The sequence below is a fragment of the Sporosarcina sp. P12(2017) genome (genome assembly GCF_002743035.1).
Taxonomy (GTDB): Bacteria; Bacillota; Bacilli; order Bacillales_A; family Planococcaceae; genus Sporosarcina; species Sporosarcina ureae.
Genome location: NZ_PDYL01000022.1, coordinates 21,600 through 38,966 on the forward strand (window position 1 = coordinate 21,600; position 17,367 = coordinate 38,966).

A 17,367-nucleotide genomic window follows, 5' to 3' on the forward strand; every position below is an offset into this window, starting at 1 on the left:
CACCCCGAAAATCTATAATGTATTACAGTGCTGCTTTTACTTTCTCCGCAACATCTTCAGGCACCCATGAAGTCCAAAGCTCTTCATTTTCTTTCATGAACCACTTTGCAGTATCTTCTGGGCTAGCTTCATTTTCACCCATATACTCTAATGCTTCTTCTGTTAAAGCACTGCTAGTTTCGTAATGGCTGAAGAACTCTACTACTTCAGGAGCTTGTGTTTTCAAGTCTTTATGGACGCTGATGAAGACATCATTTGGAGGGAATGCGCCAGACTTATCTTGATCCCAAGCTTCTCGGTCAAATGGCTCGTCTTCCAAAAGAGTTAAATCATATGTTGCAGTGACCCAAGTAGGGGACCAGTAATATCCAACCCATGGCTCTCCTTTTTTATATGCGCTAGCCAAGTCAGCTACGATAGAAGAATCGGAACCTGGAGCTAAATACGTAAACTTGTCATTTAATCCGTAAGTTTCTAACTTTTCACCTAAGTGTTTACTAACGATCCAGCTAGATGGTGCACCGATGATGCGTCCTTTATCCTTGTTTTCAGGATCCTGGAATAGTTCGGGATACTTTTCTAAATCCTTTACCGTTTTTAAATCTGGCGCTACTGCTTCGATATTACGCTCTGGATCCCCTTTAATAACGTATGTAGGAACATACAGGCCTTGAGAGTTATCATCGAAGTTTGTGGAAATGGATTCGATGTCTCCGCTGTCGATTGCGTTTGTATACGCGTCGCCCAAGTTATCAGACCAAACTTCTGTATACACTTGTAGATCACCTTGCTGTAATGCTTGGAATGTTGCAGAAGTGGTGCCGTTAACTATTTCTGTGTCATAGCCGAATCCTTCTTCTAAAATAATTTGTGCAATGCCGTTATGGATACGAATACTATCCCACCCCGCATCCGCTAGTTTAATTGTGCTAATTGAATCTTTGCTGTCACTGTTACCGCATGCTGTTAATAGTAGTAATGTAAAGATAGATAAAAATAACATAAACTTTCTCAAAAAATCAAACCCTTTCTTTTTATAATTTTTTCATCACGAAATGCTGTTTTTTGCTTAGATCTCTTAAAATTAGCTGCATGAGATAATATGCAGGTAGTTGAAGGAATCAAGGGGGAAACATTACATTTTTCGCAAGACTATTACAAGAGTTTACAGGATAATTAAATTAATATCAATTTAATTATTTAGAAAACTATTTGATTTATGCGATTTTAAATAGATGTATAGCTGTATTTTATGATTAAAAAAGCAAATTGTATTTGATTGATCATGGTGGGTGAACTGAGGTGCTAGCCTATAAGGGGGATAGGCTCAGGCTTTGTCGAATCATAGGGGAAATGATAATGTATAGTATGTTGACTGTGTATATAAAAGGAAATTTTATCGTGCGATATGTTTATTTATGCACTTTGGACAAATCTTTGTAACAGTTTAAAAGGAATCGTCTTGATTTTTTGATTTTACTTTTAAGAAAATGATATAGTTATATGTACGAATGGAAAAATATTTAAATGTAACGTAAAAGGAGAACGGACCCATATGACGAAAGAAGCCCATGTTGTTTCGAGTACGACTCAAAGCCGCTCGGCGTCTACCTTCTTCTCGGATATTAAATCATTAGTTAAAGGACCTGTACTAATCGCGAATGTCTTTCCGGTTTTTACGGGGTTTTGGTTGGCACTATATTTTTCAGGTATGACACTTACAGGTAACTGGGGTGTGTTTCTGCTAACCATGATAGGTAGCACCTTTTTAGTTGCAGGTGCACTTGTAATGAATAACTGGTTTGATTCTGATATTGATACGGTGATGGAGAGAACAAAAAAACGTCCGACTGTGACAGGAAGTTTCGCTTTGAAAACCGTATTAAAAACCGGTTTGATATTATCGGGGATTGGCATGTTATTATTATTATTCACTACTTTAGAAGCGGCGATTTATGCATTTATTGGATGGTTTACGTATGTAATACCCTATACCATGTGGTCTAAACGTAAATATACATTAAATACAGTCATTGGTAGTGTGTCGGGGGCAGTAACTCCCCTCATAGGATGGGCAGCTATTATGTCGGCGGATCATATCGTACCTATTGTTTTGGTTGCTATACTATTCATTTGGCAAATGCCTCATACATTTGCAATTGCTATGAAAAAGTACAAAGATTATAGCGCGGCTAACGTAGCGATGTTGCCTGTTGTTTATGGATTTAATTTCACTAAGCGCCAAATGTTGGTTTATGTATTATGTTTATTGCCGTTACCGTTTTTATTAACGATGTTCGGTACTACTTTCATTATCATCGCGACATTGATGAACCTTGGATATATTGCGGCTAGTATCTACGGATTTTATGCAAAAGATGATTATAAGTGGGCTAACTTCATGTTCTTATATTCAGTCAATTACATGACCCTATTATTTGGTATGATGATTCTTTGGACTTTTTAGTGAATACAAAAAAGACTTCCTTTCACACGATGTGAAAGAGAAGTCTTTTTTATGTTAGAATTATTGAGAAGTTTGAAAAGTCAGGATTAAATCATGCGATACATAACAACGAACGACAGATATTAGGAGGCGTCTTAATGAAAGTGCAAGTACAGTTACTGAAGCCGAAACTAGATGAAGTGTTTGCGCATTTACACAGTCATCCGGAAGTCAGTTGGAAGGAAACAGAAACAACAACTTACTTGAAAGAATTTCTTGAGAGTGAAGGATTTCATGTGAATGTATTTGATGGAATAACAGGTTTATCCGTAACGATTGGTGAAGGTAAGCCGGTAGTCGGATTACGCGTGGATATAGATGCATTGTGGCAAGAAGTAGATGGTGTTTATCAAGCGAATCACTCATGCGGACATGATGGACATATGACCATGGGAATTGGCGCTTTACTTATGGCAAAAGAGCGTGGTATTCCTCAAAAAGGAACATTGAAAGTATTCTTCCAGCCGGCAGAAGAGAAGGGCGAAGGTGCGTTAGCTGTTCTTGAGCAGGGATTGATCGATGATATCGATTATTTATTTGGCGTTCATGTACGGGCTGCAGATGAAATGGCGGACGGTTACTCCGCTGCTTCCCTGCGTCACGGGGCGGCGAAGATGATTAGTGGAACGATAAAGGGGACGGAAGCACACGGCGCAAGGCCACATCAAGGAAAGAATGCTATCGAGGTTGGTGCTTCGTTAGTGGGAGGCTTGCAGTCCATTCATTGTAATCCGATGGTTTCCCATACAGCAAAGATGACGATGTTCCAAGCGGGAGGCGAATCCGCAAATATTATTCCGGGAAACGCGAAATTCAGTTTGGATTTACGTGCCCAAGAAAATGGTGTCATGGACGAATTATATGAACAAGTGGAACGTGTAATTCAAGCGGTTGAAAGACAATATGATGTAGAAATTAACTATAAAATAATGGCGGAAATGGTTGCAGCGGAAGTAGATGCCGAAGCGGAAGATCTCATGTATCAGGCGATTGTTAAAGTAATTGGCGAAGAGAAGGCTACACGTACTGTCGTCACACCCGGAGGAGAAGATTTTCACTTTTATTCTGTCCGCCGACCGGGTGTCAAAAGTACAATGCTTGGATTGGGATGTGGCTTAACACCGGGACTTCACCATCCATATATGACATTTAATCAAGATGCGTTGGCAACAGGAGTCGAAATTTTGACAACTGCCATTGAATTAACATTCCAATCTAAAAAATAGAAGGTGACAGTATGAGGAAGGATATAAAAGTTAGGAAAGTGACAGCTATCGAAGACATTTATTCCGTACAAAAGCTTGAGAAGCGGGTTTGGGGAATGGAACCTATCCCTGTCCATCAAACCATCACTGCAGTCAAAAATGGTGGCTTAATTGTCGGAGCATTTCTAGAAAATCGTTTGATCGGCTATTCCTATAGCTTTGCAGGATATTCAGAAGGGGAAGTATATTTATGCTCTCACATGCTTGCGGTAGATGAAGAATTTCAGATGATGGGCATTGGTAAGCTTTTAAAAGAAGAACAACTTCGTCTGGCGCGGGAAATGGGATATCGATTGATCGTCTGGACATTCGATCCACTCGAAAGTCGCAACGCCTACTTAAATACTGCGAAGTTATACGGTGTGTGTTATGACTATATAGTTAATTGCTATGGGAGTATGGACGATGGGTTAAACAAAGGCTTACCGACTGATCGTTTTCAAGTGGCCTGGTGGATTGATAGTCCGCGTGTGTTAGAGAAATGGCAACCTGATCTCACATATAGTCGTCCTTTTCAAATTCACTTGAGTGAAGATTCACACCCTGTCGTACTTTTGCCGGAAATGAATGATTGGCTGGAGGCAGAAGCGATAGAAGTGCCAGTACCCAAACAAATTCAATTGATGAAGAAAGAAAATCCGCAATTGGCCTATGAATGGCGAATGGAAACGAGAAATATATTTCAACAACTGTGTGATGAAGGGTTCGCTTTGGTCGATGTATGCAGAACAGAAGAACCTGTCCAATACTATCGTTTCTGTAAGCGATCCATCATTCCGTTGCAAAATTAAAGGAGCTTATCCAATGAAAATTAACTCGATTACAATTCGTAGAATGAATATGACGATGAAACATCCATTTACAACAAGTTTCGGAACGATACAGCAGAAAGATTTTCTTTTGGCAACTGTCACGGACGCGGATGGGTATGAGGGATGGGGAGAGTCGGTTGCGTTTACGGCACCTTGGTATAGTGAAGAAACGACCGAAACGACGATTCACATGCTGCGTGATTTCCTGATTCCTGCAGTACTTGGCAAGACTATTACACATCCCGATGAGGTTAGTGACTTATTTGGGCATATCCGCAAAAATAATATGGCTAAAGCGACAATTGAAGGAGCGATATGGGATGTATATGCGAAACATCACCATATGACGCTAGCTGCAGCACTTGGAGGGAAACGGCAACGTATTGAAGTCGGTATCAGCATTGGAATTGAAGAACATGTTGAAGATTTATTGGCCAACATTAATGGATTTATAGAAGAGGGATATAAGCGCATTAAAGTGAAAATCAAACCTGGATATGACGTGGAAGTGATTCGCGCCATTCGAGAAGCCTATCCTGATGTGCCATTAATGGCAGATGCGAACTCTGCTTATACACTAGACGATGTAGAGTTGTTGAAAGAACTGGACCAGTTTAATTTGATGATGATTGAGCAACCACTTGCTTCCGACGATATTATCGATCACGCAACACTACAAAAGCAAATTAAGACACCAATTTGTCTAGATGAAAGTATTCATTCGTTGGAAGATACGCGTAAAGCTATCGAACTGGGTAGTTGTAAAATTATTAACGTGAAAACTGGTAGAGTGGGTGGCTTGTCAGAAGCGAAGAAAATTCATGATTATTGTGCTACAAAAGGGATCGATGTATGGTGTGGCGGCATGCTGGAATCGGGTATTGGCCGAGCGCAAAACATAGCATTGACAACATTACCTAATTTCACGCTCCCTGGTGACACAGCGGGGTCTTCACGTTACTGGGAACAAGATATTATTACACCAGAAGTAGTGGCTAATGAAGGTTATATTACGGTTCCGACAGGAGATGGAATCGGGTACATCCCAAACATGGAAGCAGTGGAACGATTTACAGTAGACAAATGGGTATTTTTATCTGAATAATTATTCAGTTGTTGTTATTTAGTCATCACATGTGCTAGACTCTTAATTAATCGAATAAGTTTCCTTCGGGGCAGGGCGTAATTCCCTACCGACGGTGATGAGCTTACAAGCTCTTAGTCCGTGACCCGGATGCTTTATATAAAGCAGAAGGTGGATTTGGTGAAACTCCAAAGCCGACAGTTAAAGTCTGGATGAGAGAAGGAACAGTGCGTATATACTACATGTAATGATTTTCATTACTGTTTATAACGTTTATTTAGTCATGGTTACAAGCCCCGCATACTCTTTTGCGGGGCTTTTGTATGTAGAATTGTCACTAGAGGAATACCGTAAGTTGGAGTGTTGCTCAATGAATCAAAATTATATGGAAATGGCTTTGCAACTCGCGGAAAATGTGGCAGGTCAAACCTCTCCTAATCCACCTGTAGGTGCGGTTGTCGTAAAAGCGGGCCGGATCATTGGAATGGGCGCACATTTACAAGCGGGAGAGCGCCATGCCGAACGAGTGGCGCTAGATATGGCTGGAGCCAAAGCAACGGATGCTGATTTGTATGTAACACTTGAACCGTGTTCACACACCGGTAAAACTTCACCTTGTGCAGATGCCGTTATTCAAGCGGGTATCAAACGTGTCTTCGTCGCAACAGCGGATCCGAATCCGCTTGTAGCAGGTAAAGGCATTGCAAAACTTCGTGAGGCAGGAGTAGAAGTAACCGAATCGGTTTCCGTTGAACTTGCTAAAAACCTATATGCACCATTTTTTCATTTTATTAAAAATAAAACACCTCATGTGACAATGAAAACAGCTATGACGATAGACGGTAAAATTGCGACTTCAAAAGGAGATAGCAAATGGGTGACGAGTGAGCAAGCGCGACTCGATGTCCATCAGCTTCGCCATACGCAAGATGCAATTTTAGTAGGTGTGCAAACGCTTCTTCATGATAATCCTCTTCTCACCACCAGACTGCCCCTAGGTGGACAACATCCTATTCGAGTTATTTTAGATACATCTTTACGAACACTGGAATCTAGCCAGATCATTCAAAACGCAGAAGCACCGACGTGGATTTTTTGCGGAAAATATGCGGAATTATCACGTGAAAAGTTACTCAAGAAGCCGCATGTCCAGATCATCCGAATGCAGAAACCTCAGCTAATTGTAGAAGATATTCTACTAGAGCTAGGAAGACGTGGTGTCATGACATTGCTTGTAGAAGGTGGCGCCGCTATTAATGCTTCATTTGTAAAAGCGCGAGCTGTACAGAAAGTCATTTGCTATGTGGCGCCAAAATTACTTGGTGGAATTGGGTCTTTGACGCCAATTGGCGGGCTGGATCCTCTAATGATGAATGAGGCACTTCCGCTAACATTTGAAAGTGTGGAAATGATCGGTCCAGACATTAAAATCGTAGCTGTACCGAAAGAGAGTGATTAAACAATGTTTACAGGAATAATTGAAGAGATTGGTTCAGTTCAGCAAATACAACCTGGTGCTCAGTCTATGACACTAACGATAGCAGCATCTCTTGTATTGACAGATGTGAGAGTTGGGGACAGTATCGCAGTCAATGGTGTCTGTTTGACGGTAAAGAGCTTTTCGAAAGACCGATTTGCAGCGGACGTCATGCCTGAAACCGTATCCTCTACTTCACTACGACAATTAGCGATGGGAAGTCCTGTGAATTTGGAGCGGGCACTCGCGGCAAATGGCAGGTTCGGTGGACATTTTGTCACGGGACACGTAGATGGAATAGCCACGATCCGTGATAAGCGAACAGTTGATAATGCATTATATATACGCCTGTCATTACCGCAAGGATATGATCCCTATTTATTACATAAAGGCTCTATCGCATTGGATGGTACTTCATTGACGATCTTCGAAGTGAAAGATACGGATATTACGATTTCGTTGATTCCACATTCGCAGGAAATGACAGTCATTTCGAAAAAGCCGGTAGGGGATGTAGTCAACTTTGAATGCGATATGCTTGCGAAATATGTTGAGAATATGTTGCGAAAGAGACAAGATGCGGGTCAAACAATGTCGAAGGATTTTTTACAACAACATGGATTTATGTGAAGGAGTGAATGTGGATGTTTCATACAATTGAAGAAGCATTAGAAGATTTACGACAAGGTAAAGTTGTGATCGTAGTGGATGACGAAGATCGAGAGAACGAAGGGGATTTCGTGGCATTGGCCGACCAGATTACGCCTGAAATCATCAACTTCATGGCAACGAAAGGTCGAGGCTTGATTTGTGTACCGATAACAGAACAGAAAGCAGCCCAACTAGGCTTGCAGATGATGACCGATAACAATACGGATTCACATGGTACGGCGTTTACAATCAGTATCGATCACCACTCCACCCATACCGGAATCAGTGCATTTGAACGTGCAGATACAATCGTCAAAATGATGGAACCGAATGCAACAGCAGGTGAATTCAAACGTCCTGGACATATATTTCCACTCGTAGCGAAATCAGGTGGTGTACTGGAACGTACGGGACATACTGAAGCTGCGATAGATTTGGCGCGATTGGCAGGCAGCGCTTCTGCAGGTGTAATTTGTGAAATCATGAGTGAAGACGGAACGATGGCGCGTGTGCCAGAGTTACGTCAGATGGCTGAAGAATTAGATTTGAAACTAATCACCATTCAAGACCTCATTCATTACCGTCTACAGCGAGAGCATCTAGTCATACGTGAAGCAGAAATCAAGCTGCCAACGGACTATGGAGAGTTCTGCATGGTCGGCTATACCGAGACTATGACAGGCAAAGAACATGTTGCATTGATAAAGGGCGACGTTACGACAGAAGAGCCGGTCTTAGTGAGAGTTCATTCAGAATGCTTAACAGGCGATGTCTTTGGATCATGCCGTTGTGACTGTGGTCCGCAACTGCAAGCGGCTCTCTCTCAAATTGAAGAAGAAGGTCGCGGCGTATTGTTGTATATGCGTCAAGAGGGCAGAGGCATAGGTTTGATGAATAAACTGAAAGCCTATGAACTGCAAGAACAAGGCTATGACACGGTAGAAGCGAATGAAAAACTTGGATTTGCTGCTGATTTGCGTGATTACGGTATCGGCGCGCAAATTCTTCGTGAACTCGGTATTACGCAAATGCGTTTGCTGACGAATAATCCGAAGAAAATTGCTGGTTTAAAAGGATATGAATTGGAAGTGGTGGAACGCGTCTCGATCCAGCTACCATTTAATGAAGTAAACGAAAAATACTTACACACAAAAGCGGAAAAACTAGGTCATTTATTAACTTTATGAGGAGAGATGAAAAATGGGTAATTTATTCGAAGGACATTTAGTAGGTACTGGTTTAAAAGTAGGTATCGTCGTAGGGCGGTTTAACGAGTTCATCACAGGGAAGTTACTTTCTGGTGCACAAGACGCATTTAAACGTCATGGTGTAGATGAAGCGGATGTAGACATAGCATGGGTGCCTGGTGCGTTTGAAATCTCGTTAATCGCAAAGAAAATGGCGGATTCTAAAAAGTATGACGCAGTCATTACACTAGGCACGGTCATCCGTGGTGCGACTCCTCATTTTGACTTTGTTTGTAATGAAGTGGCAAAAGGTGTTTCACAAGCTGGTATGCAATCAGGTATCCCTGTAATCTTTGGGGTGCTCACAACGGATACAATTGAGCAATCAATCGAGCGTGCAGGGACTAAGGCGGGGAACAAGGGCTGGGACGCAGCGGTGTCTGCTATTGAGATGGCGAACCTAACAAAGCAGTTTGATTGATTAATAACAGAGTGAAAAGAGGATGTCCCGGAAGTTACTATACTTCATGGGATGTCCTCTTTTATTATGTATAATTCAAATTCAAGTGCAAGATTGAAAGGGGTTAGCGAATGAATGTATCATCCCCAACACCCATGCGAGTTGCTCTATTACAATCTCTATGAACAAAAAACTGTCTAAGAAACCATATTGGTTTCTTAGACAGTACTAAATTCGTTATTTTGCCGCTACTACGCCTAACTTTTCTCGTGCCTGTACAGTGGCAATTACCATATTCTTCAATGCTGCAACTGTTTCTTCACGCTTTCTTGTCTTCAAACCACAATCCGGGTTGATCCAGAACTGGTTAGGCTCTAGCACTTCAAGACCTTTGTTGATAATCTCTGTCATCTCTTCGACTGCAGGGACGCGTGGGCTATGGATGTCATAGACACCTAGACCGATTCCTTTGTCATAATGATACTCATTGAAAGCCTCGACCAAGTCGCCGTGACTACGTGAAGTTTCAATAGAGATGACGTCTGCATCCAGTGCGCTGATCGCTTCGATAAAGTCATTGAAATCACAATAGCACATATGTGTATGAATTTGCGTCGTATCTTCGACTGATGCTGTGGATACGCGGAAAGCATTAACAGCCCAATCCAGATAGTGTTTCCACTCAGCTTTCTTTAATGGAAGACCTTCTCGAAGTGCTGGCTCGTCAACTTGGATCATATGAATGCCGGCTGCTTCAAGCGCTTCAATTTCCTTACGCAAAGCGAGTGCAATTTGGTTTGTCACTTCTTCTCTCGACAAGTCGTCACGAACGAATGACCAGTTTAAAATAGTGACAGGACCCGTGAGCATTCCTTTTACTTCATGATCTGTAAGGGATTTCGCATAAACGGATTCTTCCACAGTCATGGGTTTAGTGAACGCAACGTCTCCGAAGATGATTGGAGGCTTAACACAACGTGAACCGTAGGATTGTACCCATGCTTTTTCAGTAAAGACAAATCCGTCAAGCTTTTCTCCGAAATATTCCACCATATCCGTACGTTCAAACTCACCATGCACCAATACATCAAGTCCTAAGTCCTCTTGGATATCGATCCATTCTTTGATTTCGGCATTAACGAAATCTTTGTATTGCTGATTCGTAATTTCACCTTTTCTCCATTTATTCCGTGTAGCCCGTACTTCTGGCGTTTGTGGGAAACTACCGATTGTTGTAGTGGGAAGTAGTGGCAATTGGAATTTTTCCTGTTGCTTCACTTTACGTTCTGCAAATGGAAGGTTTCGCTTACTGTCAGAAAGTAGACTTCCGGAAGTCGCTTCGCGTACTTCTTTATTATTGCGAGCAGGAAGGGCATTAAATGCAGTCAATGCTGCTTCACTGTCTTCAAATACTTTAGTGAATTTTTCTTTTCCATATTGTAGAGCTGTTTGAATAGCTTTGATTTCTTCCATCTTCTCATCAGCAAATGCTAATGCGTTCAAGATGGTTTGATCTAGTTTCTGTTCCGAGCGAGTCGTGACAGGTGAGTGGAGCAAGCTACATGAAGGTTGAATCCATAATTTATCAGGTGAAACTTGCTGTTGGATTGTTTCAGTCAATGTAAGCTTTTTTTGTAAATTAGAACGCCATACGTTGCGTCCATCTACAATCCCTGCCGCAAGTACTTTGTCTTTTGGGAAGCCATGTTGCTTCAGGTTATCTAAGTTTTTCTCGCGTCCGTGGACGAAATCGAGTCCGATCGCTGCAACAGGTAACGCAATCGTTTCTGTATAATGTTCAACTGAATCAAAGTATGTCTGTAGAAGAATATTCAGTCCGCTTAGATTATTTGTCAGTTGTGAATAAATTTCTGTAACAGTTTTCATTTCATCTGAGCTGATTGATGTACATAAAATTGGCTCATCGATTTGAACCCATTGTACTCCTTCATCCTGTAATTCCTGGAGTACTCTTTGATAAAGTGGGATCAATTGCAGGATGATAGATGGTACATCATTATCCTCAAACCCTTTAGATAATTTCAATAATGTATAGGGGCCAAGTAGAACGGGTTTACCTTCAATACCTAGTTCTTTCTTTGCTTCACGATAAGCAGCTAGCGGTTTATTTTCAGTTAGTTCAAAACGCTGACCTTCGTATTCAGGCACGATATAGTGATAGTTCGTATTGAACCATTTTGTCATTTCTGAAGCGACTGCCTCATCATTACCGCGAGCCATCGAAAAGTATGTGGATGTGGAAACTTGTCCGCCTTTCCAGTTATAGCGTGAAGGAATGATTCCGAACATTGCAGACGTATCAAGTACACGATCATACAATGTGAAGTCGCCTACAGCAATGAAATCAATTCCGGCATCTTGCTGTTTTTTTAAGTTCGCCAAGCGAATCTCTTTCGTTGTTTGAAGAAGTTCATCTTCTGAAATCTTCTTTGACCAAAATGCCTCAAGTGCGCGTTTCCACTCACGATTTTCACCTATGACCGGATAGCCCGCTATACTACTTTTTACCATGGATAAATTCCCCCTTGATTTTTTATAATAAAAAAACATCTCTAGGGGAGATGTTAGAAAAACGAGTACATATAAAATAACATGCTAAAAATAGCATGCGTTTATAGACTGCTTCTGTCTAACACTTCCCTATTCATCGTAGGATTAAGCGTCATGAAAAATAGGCAGGTGTCTGGCTGGACGCATGGGCGTCTTCACAGTGGCGGGACCGCTCCAAGAAAAGGATTCCCTTTTAAGAAATGAAAGTATTTTCATTCCACCTACTTTTCAAACTATTCAATTCAGATGATTGTCTCTAAAACTATCACATGCAAAATAGTGTGTCAACTTGCTATCTGAATTTAGTGGCGGGTACCTAAAGAACAAATGGCGTAGTGAAATGATGAAACAGTATATTACCTCTACTGTTATATAACTGATGTCAATAGCTAGACTCAGACGTAATTAACCGTGATGTGAAAATTTACACAATTCAGTTGAAAGTCAACTAGACTTTAGGTATGATATGTACTAACACGTCTTCAAGTGAAGAAGTCATTCGTCTGTTATGTGTCGATTTATGATCGACAGGCTATGGGGTGTTGCTGAATAATGGATGATGATAGGTGTTCATCGCTATATGTTATACAACAGAATAGCGCAAAAAACATTAAGGGGTGGCTTTTATCCATGACAAACTATGAAAAAGTAGGTAAATTGCAAGTCGCAACAGAACTATATAACTTCGTAAACGAAGAAGTTCTTCCGGACTTAGAAGTCCAAAGTGATCAATTTTGGACAAATTTTGATTCGCTCATTCATGAACTTACTCCTGAAAACAAAGCGCTATTAGAAAAACGTGATGAATTGCAAAAGACCATTAGCGAATGGCATCAAAATAATAAAAGCGAAATTGATTTCGCTAAATATAAAGAATTTCTAGAAGAAATTGGCTACTTAGAGCCAGTTCCTGAAGATTTCAAAGTGACAACAGCAAACGTTGACAATGAAGTCGCAAACCAAGCAGGTTCACAATTGGTTGTTCCAATCGATAATGCTCGTTATGCATTAAATGCAGCGAATGCAAGATGGGGGAGTCTATACGACGCACTTTATGGATCGGATGTAATTAGTAATGAGGCGGGTGCTGAAGCTGGCGTTCAATACAACCCGATTCGTGGACAGAAAGTAATCGATTTTGCGAAAAAATTGTTAGATCAAGCAGCGCCTTTAGCTGAAGGTTCTCATGCAGAAGTAACAGCTTATAAAATTGTAGAAGGTAAACTTCAAGTAACGCTTGAAAGTGGTATCACGACTCCATTGAAAGATGAGTCCAAGTTCGTCGGATATAACGACTCTGAAGACGCACCGACTGCTGTATTGTTAGTGAATAATGGATTGCATATTGAAATCGCTATCGATAAGAATAATCCAATCGGTAAAAGTGATAAAGCAGGTGTGAAAGATCTTGTACTTGAAGCGGCACTCTCTACGTTGATGGACTGTGAAGACTCTATTGCTGCAGTAGATGCTGAAGATAAAGTTGGTGTATACCGTAACTGGCTTGGTCTAATGAAGGGCGACTTGGAATCAACATTCAAGCGCGGTAGTAACACAGTTACAAGAAAATTGAATCCAGATCGTACGTATACAGGCGGAGATGGCAAGGAGTTGACTCTGCGTGGTCGTTCATTGATGTTCGTACGTAACGTAGGTCATTTAATGACTAATAATGCAATCCTAGACGAAAATGGCAATGAGGTACCTGAAGGGATCTTGGACGGTGTTCTTACATCGCTGATTGCTACACATAACTTTAAAGAAAACACAGAGTTTAAAAACTCCCTCCACAATTCCATTTACATTGTAAAGCCGAAAATGCATAGTCCAGCTGAGGCGGCATTTGCGAATAAACTATTTGATCGTATTGAAGATCTACTAGGTGTTGAGCGCAACACAATTAAAATCGGAGTTATGGACGAAGAGCGTAGAATGTCACTGAATCTGAAATCGGCAATCAATGAAGTGAAAGAGCGTATTGCATTTATAAACACTGGATTCCTTGACCGTACAGGTGACGAAATCCATACATCTATGGAAGCAGGTCCAGTTATTCGCAAAGCGGATATGAAGACGTCTAAATGGCTATCTTCATATGAATCTGCAAACGTAGCAGTAGGAATTGGAGCGGGTCTACCAGGACACGCACAAATTGGAAAAGGAATGTGGGCAATGCCTGACTTAATGGCTGCAATGCTTGAACAGAAAATTGCTCATCCAAAAGCTGGAGCTAGCACTGCGTGGGTTCCATCACCAACAGCTGCAATTTTGCATGCATTGCACTACCATGAAGTAAATGTTAAAGATGTACAAGCCGGAATTGACAGTTCGATCGATTACCGCGATGGTATCCTTGACATTCCATTGGCACCTAAAGCGGATTGGTCTGCCGAAGAAGTACAATCTGAACTAGATAACAACGCACAAGGTATCCTGGGCTATGTAGTTCGCTGGATTGACCAAGGAGTAGGGTGTTCAACAGTTCCTGATATCAATGATGTCGGATTAATGGAAGACCGTGCAACGTTACGTATTTCGAGTCAGCACATTGCAAACTGGTTACGTCATGGGGTTTGTACGAAAGAGCAAGTACAAGAAACTTTGGAGCGTATGGCAAAAGTAGTGGATCAGCAGAACGCGGATGATGAGTTGTATCAGCCGATGGCACCGAACTATGATGATTCCATCGCGTTCCAAGCAGCGTCTGACCTGATATTTAAAGGGGCAGAACAGCCAAGTGGATATACAGAGCCGATCTTGCATGCTCGTCGTATTGAAGCGAAAGCAAAAGCAAAACAAAAAGCGACAGTACAAAACTAATAACCATTCCAAACCGTCTCTCTTTCGCTAACGGAAGAGAGACGGTTTTTTACTAAATTAATCAGAGATGCGTATTTTTCAAATAAGTCTGTCAACATGCTATACTAGCGACAATGATGAAAAGGGGATGAATAAAGCATGTTGCAAACAAATCAAACAGTTTTCGTATTAGTCGATGTACAAGGAAAGCTCGCGCAAATCGTTAATGAAAGTAAGGAATTACATGATAACTTGGAAAAACTGATCAGAGGATTACAAGTATTGGATATTCCTATACTATGGCTCGAACAATATCCTGATGGTCTAGGGCCGACTACCGAATCGTTATCGAACTTGCTTGAAAAACAACAACCGATTGCCAAAATGACATTTAGTGCAATGGGCAATGAAGAATTTGTTAAACAGTTGAAGGAGTTGGGTAGGAAGCAAGTATTAATTGCAGGAATTGAAACGCATATTTGCGTGTATATGACAGCGGCTGATCTTGTGAAACAAGGCTATGAAGTAGAAGTGGTAGTGGATGCAGTCACATCTAGAACAGAAGCTAATAAAATGATCGGCTTACAAAAGATGAAACATCTTGGAGTCTCAGGTACATGTGTAGAAACAGCTTTGTATGAGTTGCTTGGTGAGGCAGGGACAGATGAATTTAAGCAAGTTTTGAAAGTAATCAAATAGAAAAAAGCGAAATGCCTGTTTTGATGGCATTTCGCTTTTTGTTATTCCCATTGTTCCCGCTGCAAATCTTCTGCAATGAGTTGTAAATCATCGGCAGTAATTGATAATACTTCATAGTTAGTAGTTTCAGCTAGTTGTACTGCCATTTTCTTAAGGAACTTCGGTGAACCTTCATTTTCTTCATCATATACCAGTAACAAAGCATCTGAATTTCGAAGTAGAAACTTATTCTTCTCTACAAATTGCCAAGGTGCTTCATACGGTTTGTTTGTCAGACTCACTGAATAATCTGCGAGTGATAGGATTTGTTCATATGTTTCTTGTTTTATTTCATTCCATTTTGATTGTTGATCAAGAAATGGCGTAATGACCGCGTATTGTAAGTTGGGGTAGTCTTCTTGCAAATCCCACACACATTCAATAATCCACGTTTCCACTCCAAGTTGTCCACTGACGATAACCCATTCGAGTCCTTGGTCTAGAAGAGCTAGCAATTGATCTGTTAACGCTTTTTTAATAATAGGAATACCTTGATGATCTTCATTGAAAATTCCTAATTCATGGGCTTTATAACCGCTCACGAGTAGACGTTTAATCATTGTTGTCCACTAATTGCTGCTTGTGCGAGCTTTGTAATCGTCATGTCATCCATCGGTGGGTTGTGAAGACCAGCTCGTACATCGCGATAATATCGCTGAAGAGGATTGGACATTTCCAAGCTTTTCGCACCTACAATACGCATCGCTAAGTTAACAATTTCGATCGCGCTATTCGTTACAATCGACTTCGCTACCCCCAGTTCATTTTGTAAATGAACTCGACGAGCAGGATCATCGTAAATTCTCGCGATATCATAAAGTAAATGGCGTGCCTTAATCAGTTCTAAATCCATCTTCCCAATTTGTGTTTGGATACTGAAAAGGGAAGCGATGGGTTCATTGAGGCTGTTTGGCTGATAAGTTGCTGCAAAGTGTACCGCATAATCACGTGCGGCTTGGGCAATTCCCATGTAACATGCGGGAATATGAAGAAGCCAGCCGTTTTGATTGTTGCCGCGAGGTGCTTCATTCACTTCTACTAACTGATCATCCGTTGCTATCACTTGATCCAGTACAAGCGTCTGACTTTCGGTACCGCGCATTGAAATCATATGCCAAGTATCTCTAATGGAGAGACCGTTTGCGTCACTTGGCAACAAGAAAAAGCCTGTTTTCTGCTTTTCTTCAATCCAAACAGATACAAGTATATGGGTAAGGGCAGGCGCCATAGTCGTAAACGTCTTTTCACCTGAAATCATCCAGCCACTCTCAGTGCGAACAGCAGTCGTTTGTGGTCGACCGCCACGCGTAGGGCTGCCAGTTTGAGCTTCAGTAACGGAACGATTAACAAGTGCGCCTTGTTGAACCGCTTCACTAAACTGTGCTAATTGTTCTTCCGTCCATTTACGATTCTCATACAGTTCGCCAATGACTCCCTGATGCCAGCCGATAGCAAGAGCGGTAGCACTGTCAAAACGAGCGATGGTCTCCTGTAAGAGCACCATGTCCGTCACTGTGATCCCCTCACCTCCGAACTCTTTAGGTAAGGTTAACGTCGTATAACCCATTTTTATGAGTTTTTCTATATTCTCTTGTGGGAATTTTGAAAGCTCATCAGATCGTTCTGAAAAGCCGCTGAAAAACGGACCTGCCTCAGTCAATTCATTGACCCATCGGCGTTGAAAGTCCGTTGTAATAAAAAGTTCTGTTGACACGAGTAACACGTCCTAACTGCTTCAGTCTCTTACTGCAATTTGTACTAATATATTGTAAATTTATGTAGAAATACAAAATCACCTTGAGTACATCTCTCAAGAG

Annotated in this window: 14 protein-coding genes and 2 riboswitches; of the genes, 10 read left to right on the plus strand and 4 right to left on the minus strand. The window is 41.3% G+C overall.

The genetic code is table 11. The features are described from left to right. Positions 1-22 precede the first annotated feature (22 nt). Positions 23-1,015, minus strand: coding sequence for an ABC transporter substrate-binding protein (locus CSV80_RS15435; RefSeq protein ID WP_099671507.1), 993 nt, complete (start codon positions 1,013-1,015; stop codon positions 23-25). A gap of 540 nt (positions 1,016-1,555) precedes the next feature. Here CSV80_RS15435 and cyoE point away from each other — a divergent pair. The 8 genes from cyoE to ribH all read left to right on the plus strand — a co-directional run bounded on the left by cyoE (position 1,556) and on the right by ribH (position 9,463). Beyond that, a complete protein-coding gene (gene cyoE / locus CSV80_RS15440) occupies positions 1,556-2,467 on the plus strand; it encodes a heme o synthase (RefSeq protein ID WP_029052720.1) in 912 nt (303 codons plus the stop codon). 137 nt (positions 2,468-2,604) lie between these two features. Further along, positions 2,605-3,732, plus strand: a complete 1,128-nt coding sequence (locus CSV80_RS15445; RefSeq protein ID WP_099671508.1) for a M20 peptidase aminoacylase family protein — start codon at positions 2,605-2,607, stop codon at positions 3,730-3,732. 11 nt (positions 3,733-3,743) lie between these two features. Continuing rightward, positions 3,744-4,562, plus strand: coding sequence for a GNAT family N-acetyltransferase (locus CSV80_RS15450; protein WP_099671509.1), 819 nt, complete (start codon positions 3,744-3,746; stop codon positions 4,560-4,562). 13 nt (positions 4,563-4,575) lie between these two features. Next, on the plus strand, positions 4,576-5,688 hold the full coding sequence (gene menC, locus CSV80_RS15455) for an o-succinylbenzoate synthase (RefSeq protein ID WP_099671510.1): 1,113 nt from the start codon (positions 4,576-4,578) through the stop codon (positions 5,686-5,688). 57 nt (positions 5,689-5,745) lie between these two features. After that, positions 5,746-5,895: riboswitch (FMN riboswitch) on the plus strand. A 142-nt stretch (positions 5,896-6,037) separates the two neighbouring features. Then, positions 6,038-7,126 (plus strand): bifunctional diaminohydroxyphosphoribosylaminopyrimidine deaminase/5-amino-6-(5-phosphoribosylamino)uracil reductase RibD, encoded by a 1,089-nt coding sequence (gene ribD, locus CSV80_RS15460; RefSeq protein ID WP_099671511.1) that lies wholly within the window; start codon positions 6,038-6,040, stop codon positions 7,124-7,126. Between the two features lie 3 nt (positions 7,127-7,129). Beyond that, positions 7,130-7,774: a riboflavin synthase gene (ribE, locus tag CSV80_RS15465; protein ID WP_099671512.1), complete on the plus strand. Its 645-nt coding sequence runs from the start codon at positions 7,130-7,132 to the stop codon at positions 7,772-7,774. 14 nt (positions 7,775-7,788) lie between these two features. Further along, a complete protein-coding gene (locus CSV80_RS15470) occupies positions 7,789-8,982 on the plus strand; it encodes a bifunctional 3,4-dihydroxy-2-butanone-4-phosphate synthase/GTP cyclohydrolase II (RefSeq protein WP_099671513.1) in 1,194 nt (397 codons plus the stop codon). Between the two features lie 13 nt (positions 8,983-8,995). Beyond that, positions 8,996-9,463, plus strand: coding sequence for a 6,7-dimethyl-8-ribityllumazine synthase (gene ribH / locus CSV80_RS15475; protein WP_029052727.1), 468 nt, complete (start codon positions 8,996-8,998; stop codon positions 9,461-9,463). Positions 9,464-9,679: 216 nt separating this feature from the next. Here ribH and metE read toward each other — a convergent pair whose 3' ends face one another. Next, on the minus strand, positions 9,680-11,974 hold the full coding sequence (gene metE, locus CSV80_RS15480) for a 5-methyltetrahydropteroyltriglutamate--homocysteine S-methyltransferase (protein WP_099671514.1): 2,295 nt from the start codon (positions 11,972-11,974) through the stop codon (positions 9,680-9,682). A gap of 146 nt (positions 11,975-12,120) precedes the next feature. Continuing rightward, positions 12,121-12,253, minus strand: a riboswitch (cobalamin riboswitch). Positions 12,254-12,643: 390 nt separating this feature from the next. Between metE and CSV80_RS15485 the strand changes: the two genes are divergently transcribed. Together CSV80_RS15485 and CSV80_RS15490 are read left to right on the plus strand one after the other, a co-directional pair. Then, positions 12,644-14,833 (plus strand): malate synthase G, encoded by a 2,190-nt coding sequence (locus tag CSV80_RS15485; RefSeq protein WP_099671515.1) that lies wholly within the window; start codon positions 12,644-12,646, stop codon positions 14,831-14,833. A gap of 138 nt (positions 14,834-14,971) precedes the next feature. Further along, complete coding sequence (locus CSV80_RS15490; RefSeq protein WP_099671516.1) at positions 14,972-15,511, plus strand: hydrolase; 540 nt, start codon at positions 14,972-14,974, stop codon at positions 15,509-15,511. A gap of 41 nt (positions 15,512-15,552) precedes the next feature. Here the strand turns inward: CSV80_RS15490 and CSV80_RS15495 are convergent, their stop codons facing one another. Continuing rightward, positions 15,553-16,110: an SLOG family protein gene (locus CSV80_RS15495; RefSeq protein ID WP_029052731.1), complete on the minus strand. Its 558-nt coding sequence runs from the start codon at positions 16,108-16,110 to the stop codon at positions 15,553-15,555. Continuing rightward, entirely contained in the window at positions 16,107-17,264 is a 1,158-nt protein-coding gene (locus tag CSV80_RS15500; RefSeq protein WP_199083995.1) for an acyl-CoA dehydrogenase family protein, read from the minus strand. Before CSV80_RS15500 ends, CSV80_RS15495 begins: the two co-directional genes overlap by 4 nt. Between the last annotated feature and the right edge of the window lie 103 nt (positions 17,265-17,367).

Coding starts and splice junctions, on each gene's coding strand:
- CSV80_RS15445 (WP_099671508.1), top strand. CDS start 2,605: ATGAAAGTGCAAGTACAGTTACTGAAGCCGAAACTAGATGAAGTGTTT.
- CSV80_RS15485 (WP_099671515.1), top strand. CDS start 12,644: ATGACAAACTATGAAAAAGTAGGTAAATTGCAAGTCGCAACAGAACTA.
- menC (WP_099671510.1), top strand. CDS start 4,576: ATGAAAATTAACTCGATTACAATTCGTAGAATGAATATGACGATGAAA.
- CSV80_RS15490 (WP_099671516.1), top strand. CDS start 14,972: ATGTTGCAAACAAATCAAACAGTTTTCGTATTAGTCGATGTACAAGGA.
- metE (WP_099671514.1), bottom strand. CDS start 11,974: ATGGTAAAAAGTAGTATAGCGGGCTATCCGGTCATAGGTGAAAATCGT.
- ribH (WP_029052727.1), top strand. CDS start 8,996: ATGGGTAATTTATTCGAAGGACATTTAGTAGGTACTGGTTTAAAAGTA.
- CSV80_RS15450 (WP_099671509.1), top strand. CDS start 3,744: ATGAGGAAGGATATAAAAGTTAGGAAAGTGACAGCTATCGAAGACATT.
- CSV80_RS15495 (WP_029052731.1), bottom strand. CDS start 16,110: ATGATTAAACGTCTACTCGTGAGCGGTTATAAAGCCCATGAATTAGGA.
- CSV80_RS15470 (WP_099671513.1), top strand. CDS start 7,789: ATGTTTCATACAATTGAAGAAGCATTAGAAGATTTACGACAAGGTAAA.
- ribD (WP_099671511.1), top strand. CDS start 6,038: ATGAATCAAAATTATATGGAAATGGCTTTGCAACTCGCGGAAAATGTG.
- cyoE (WP_029052720.1), top strand. CDS start 1,556: ATGACGAAAGAAGCCCATGTTGTTTCGAGTACGACTCAAAGCCGCTCG.
- ribE (WP_099671512.1), top strand. CDS start 7,130: ATGTTTACAGGAATAATTGAAGAGATTGGTTCAGTTCAGCAAATACAA.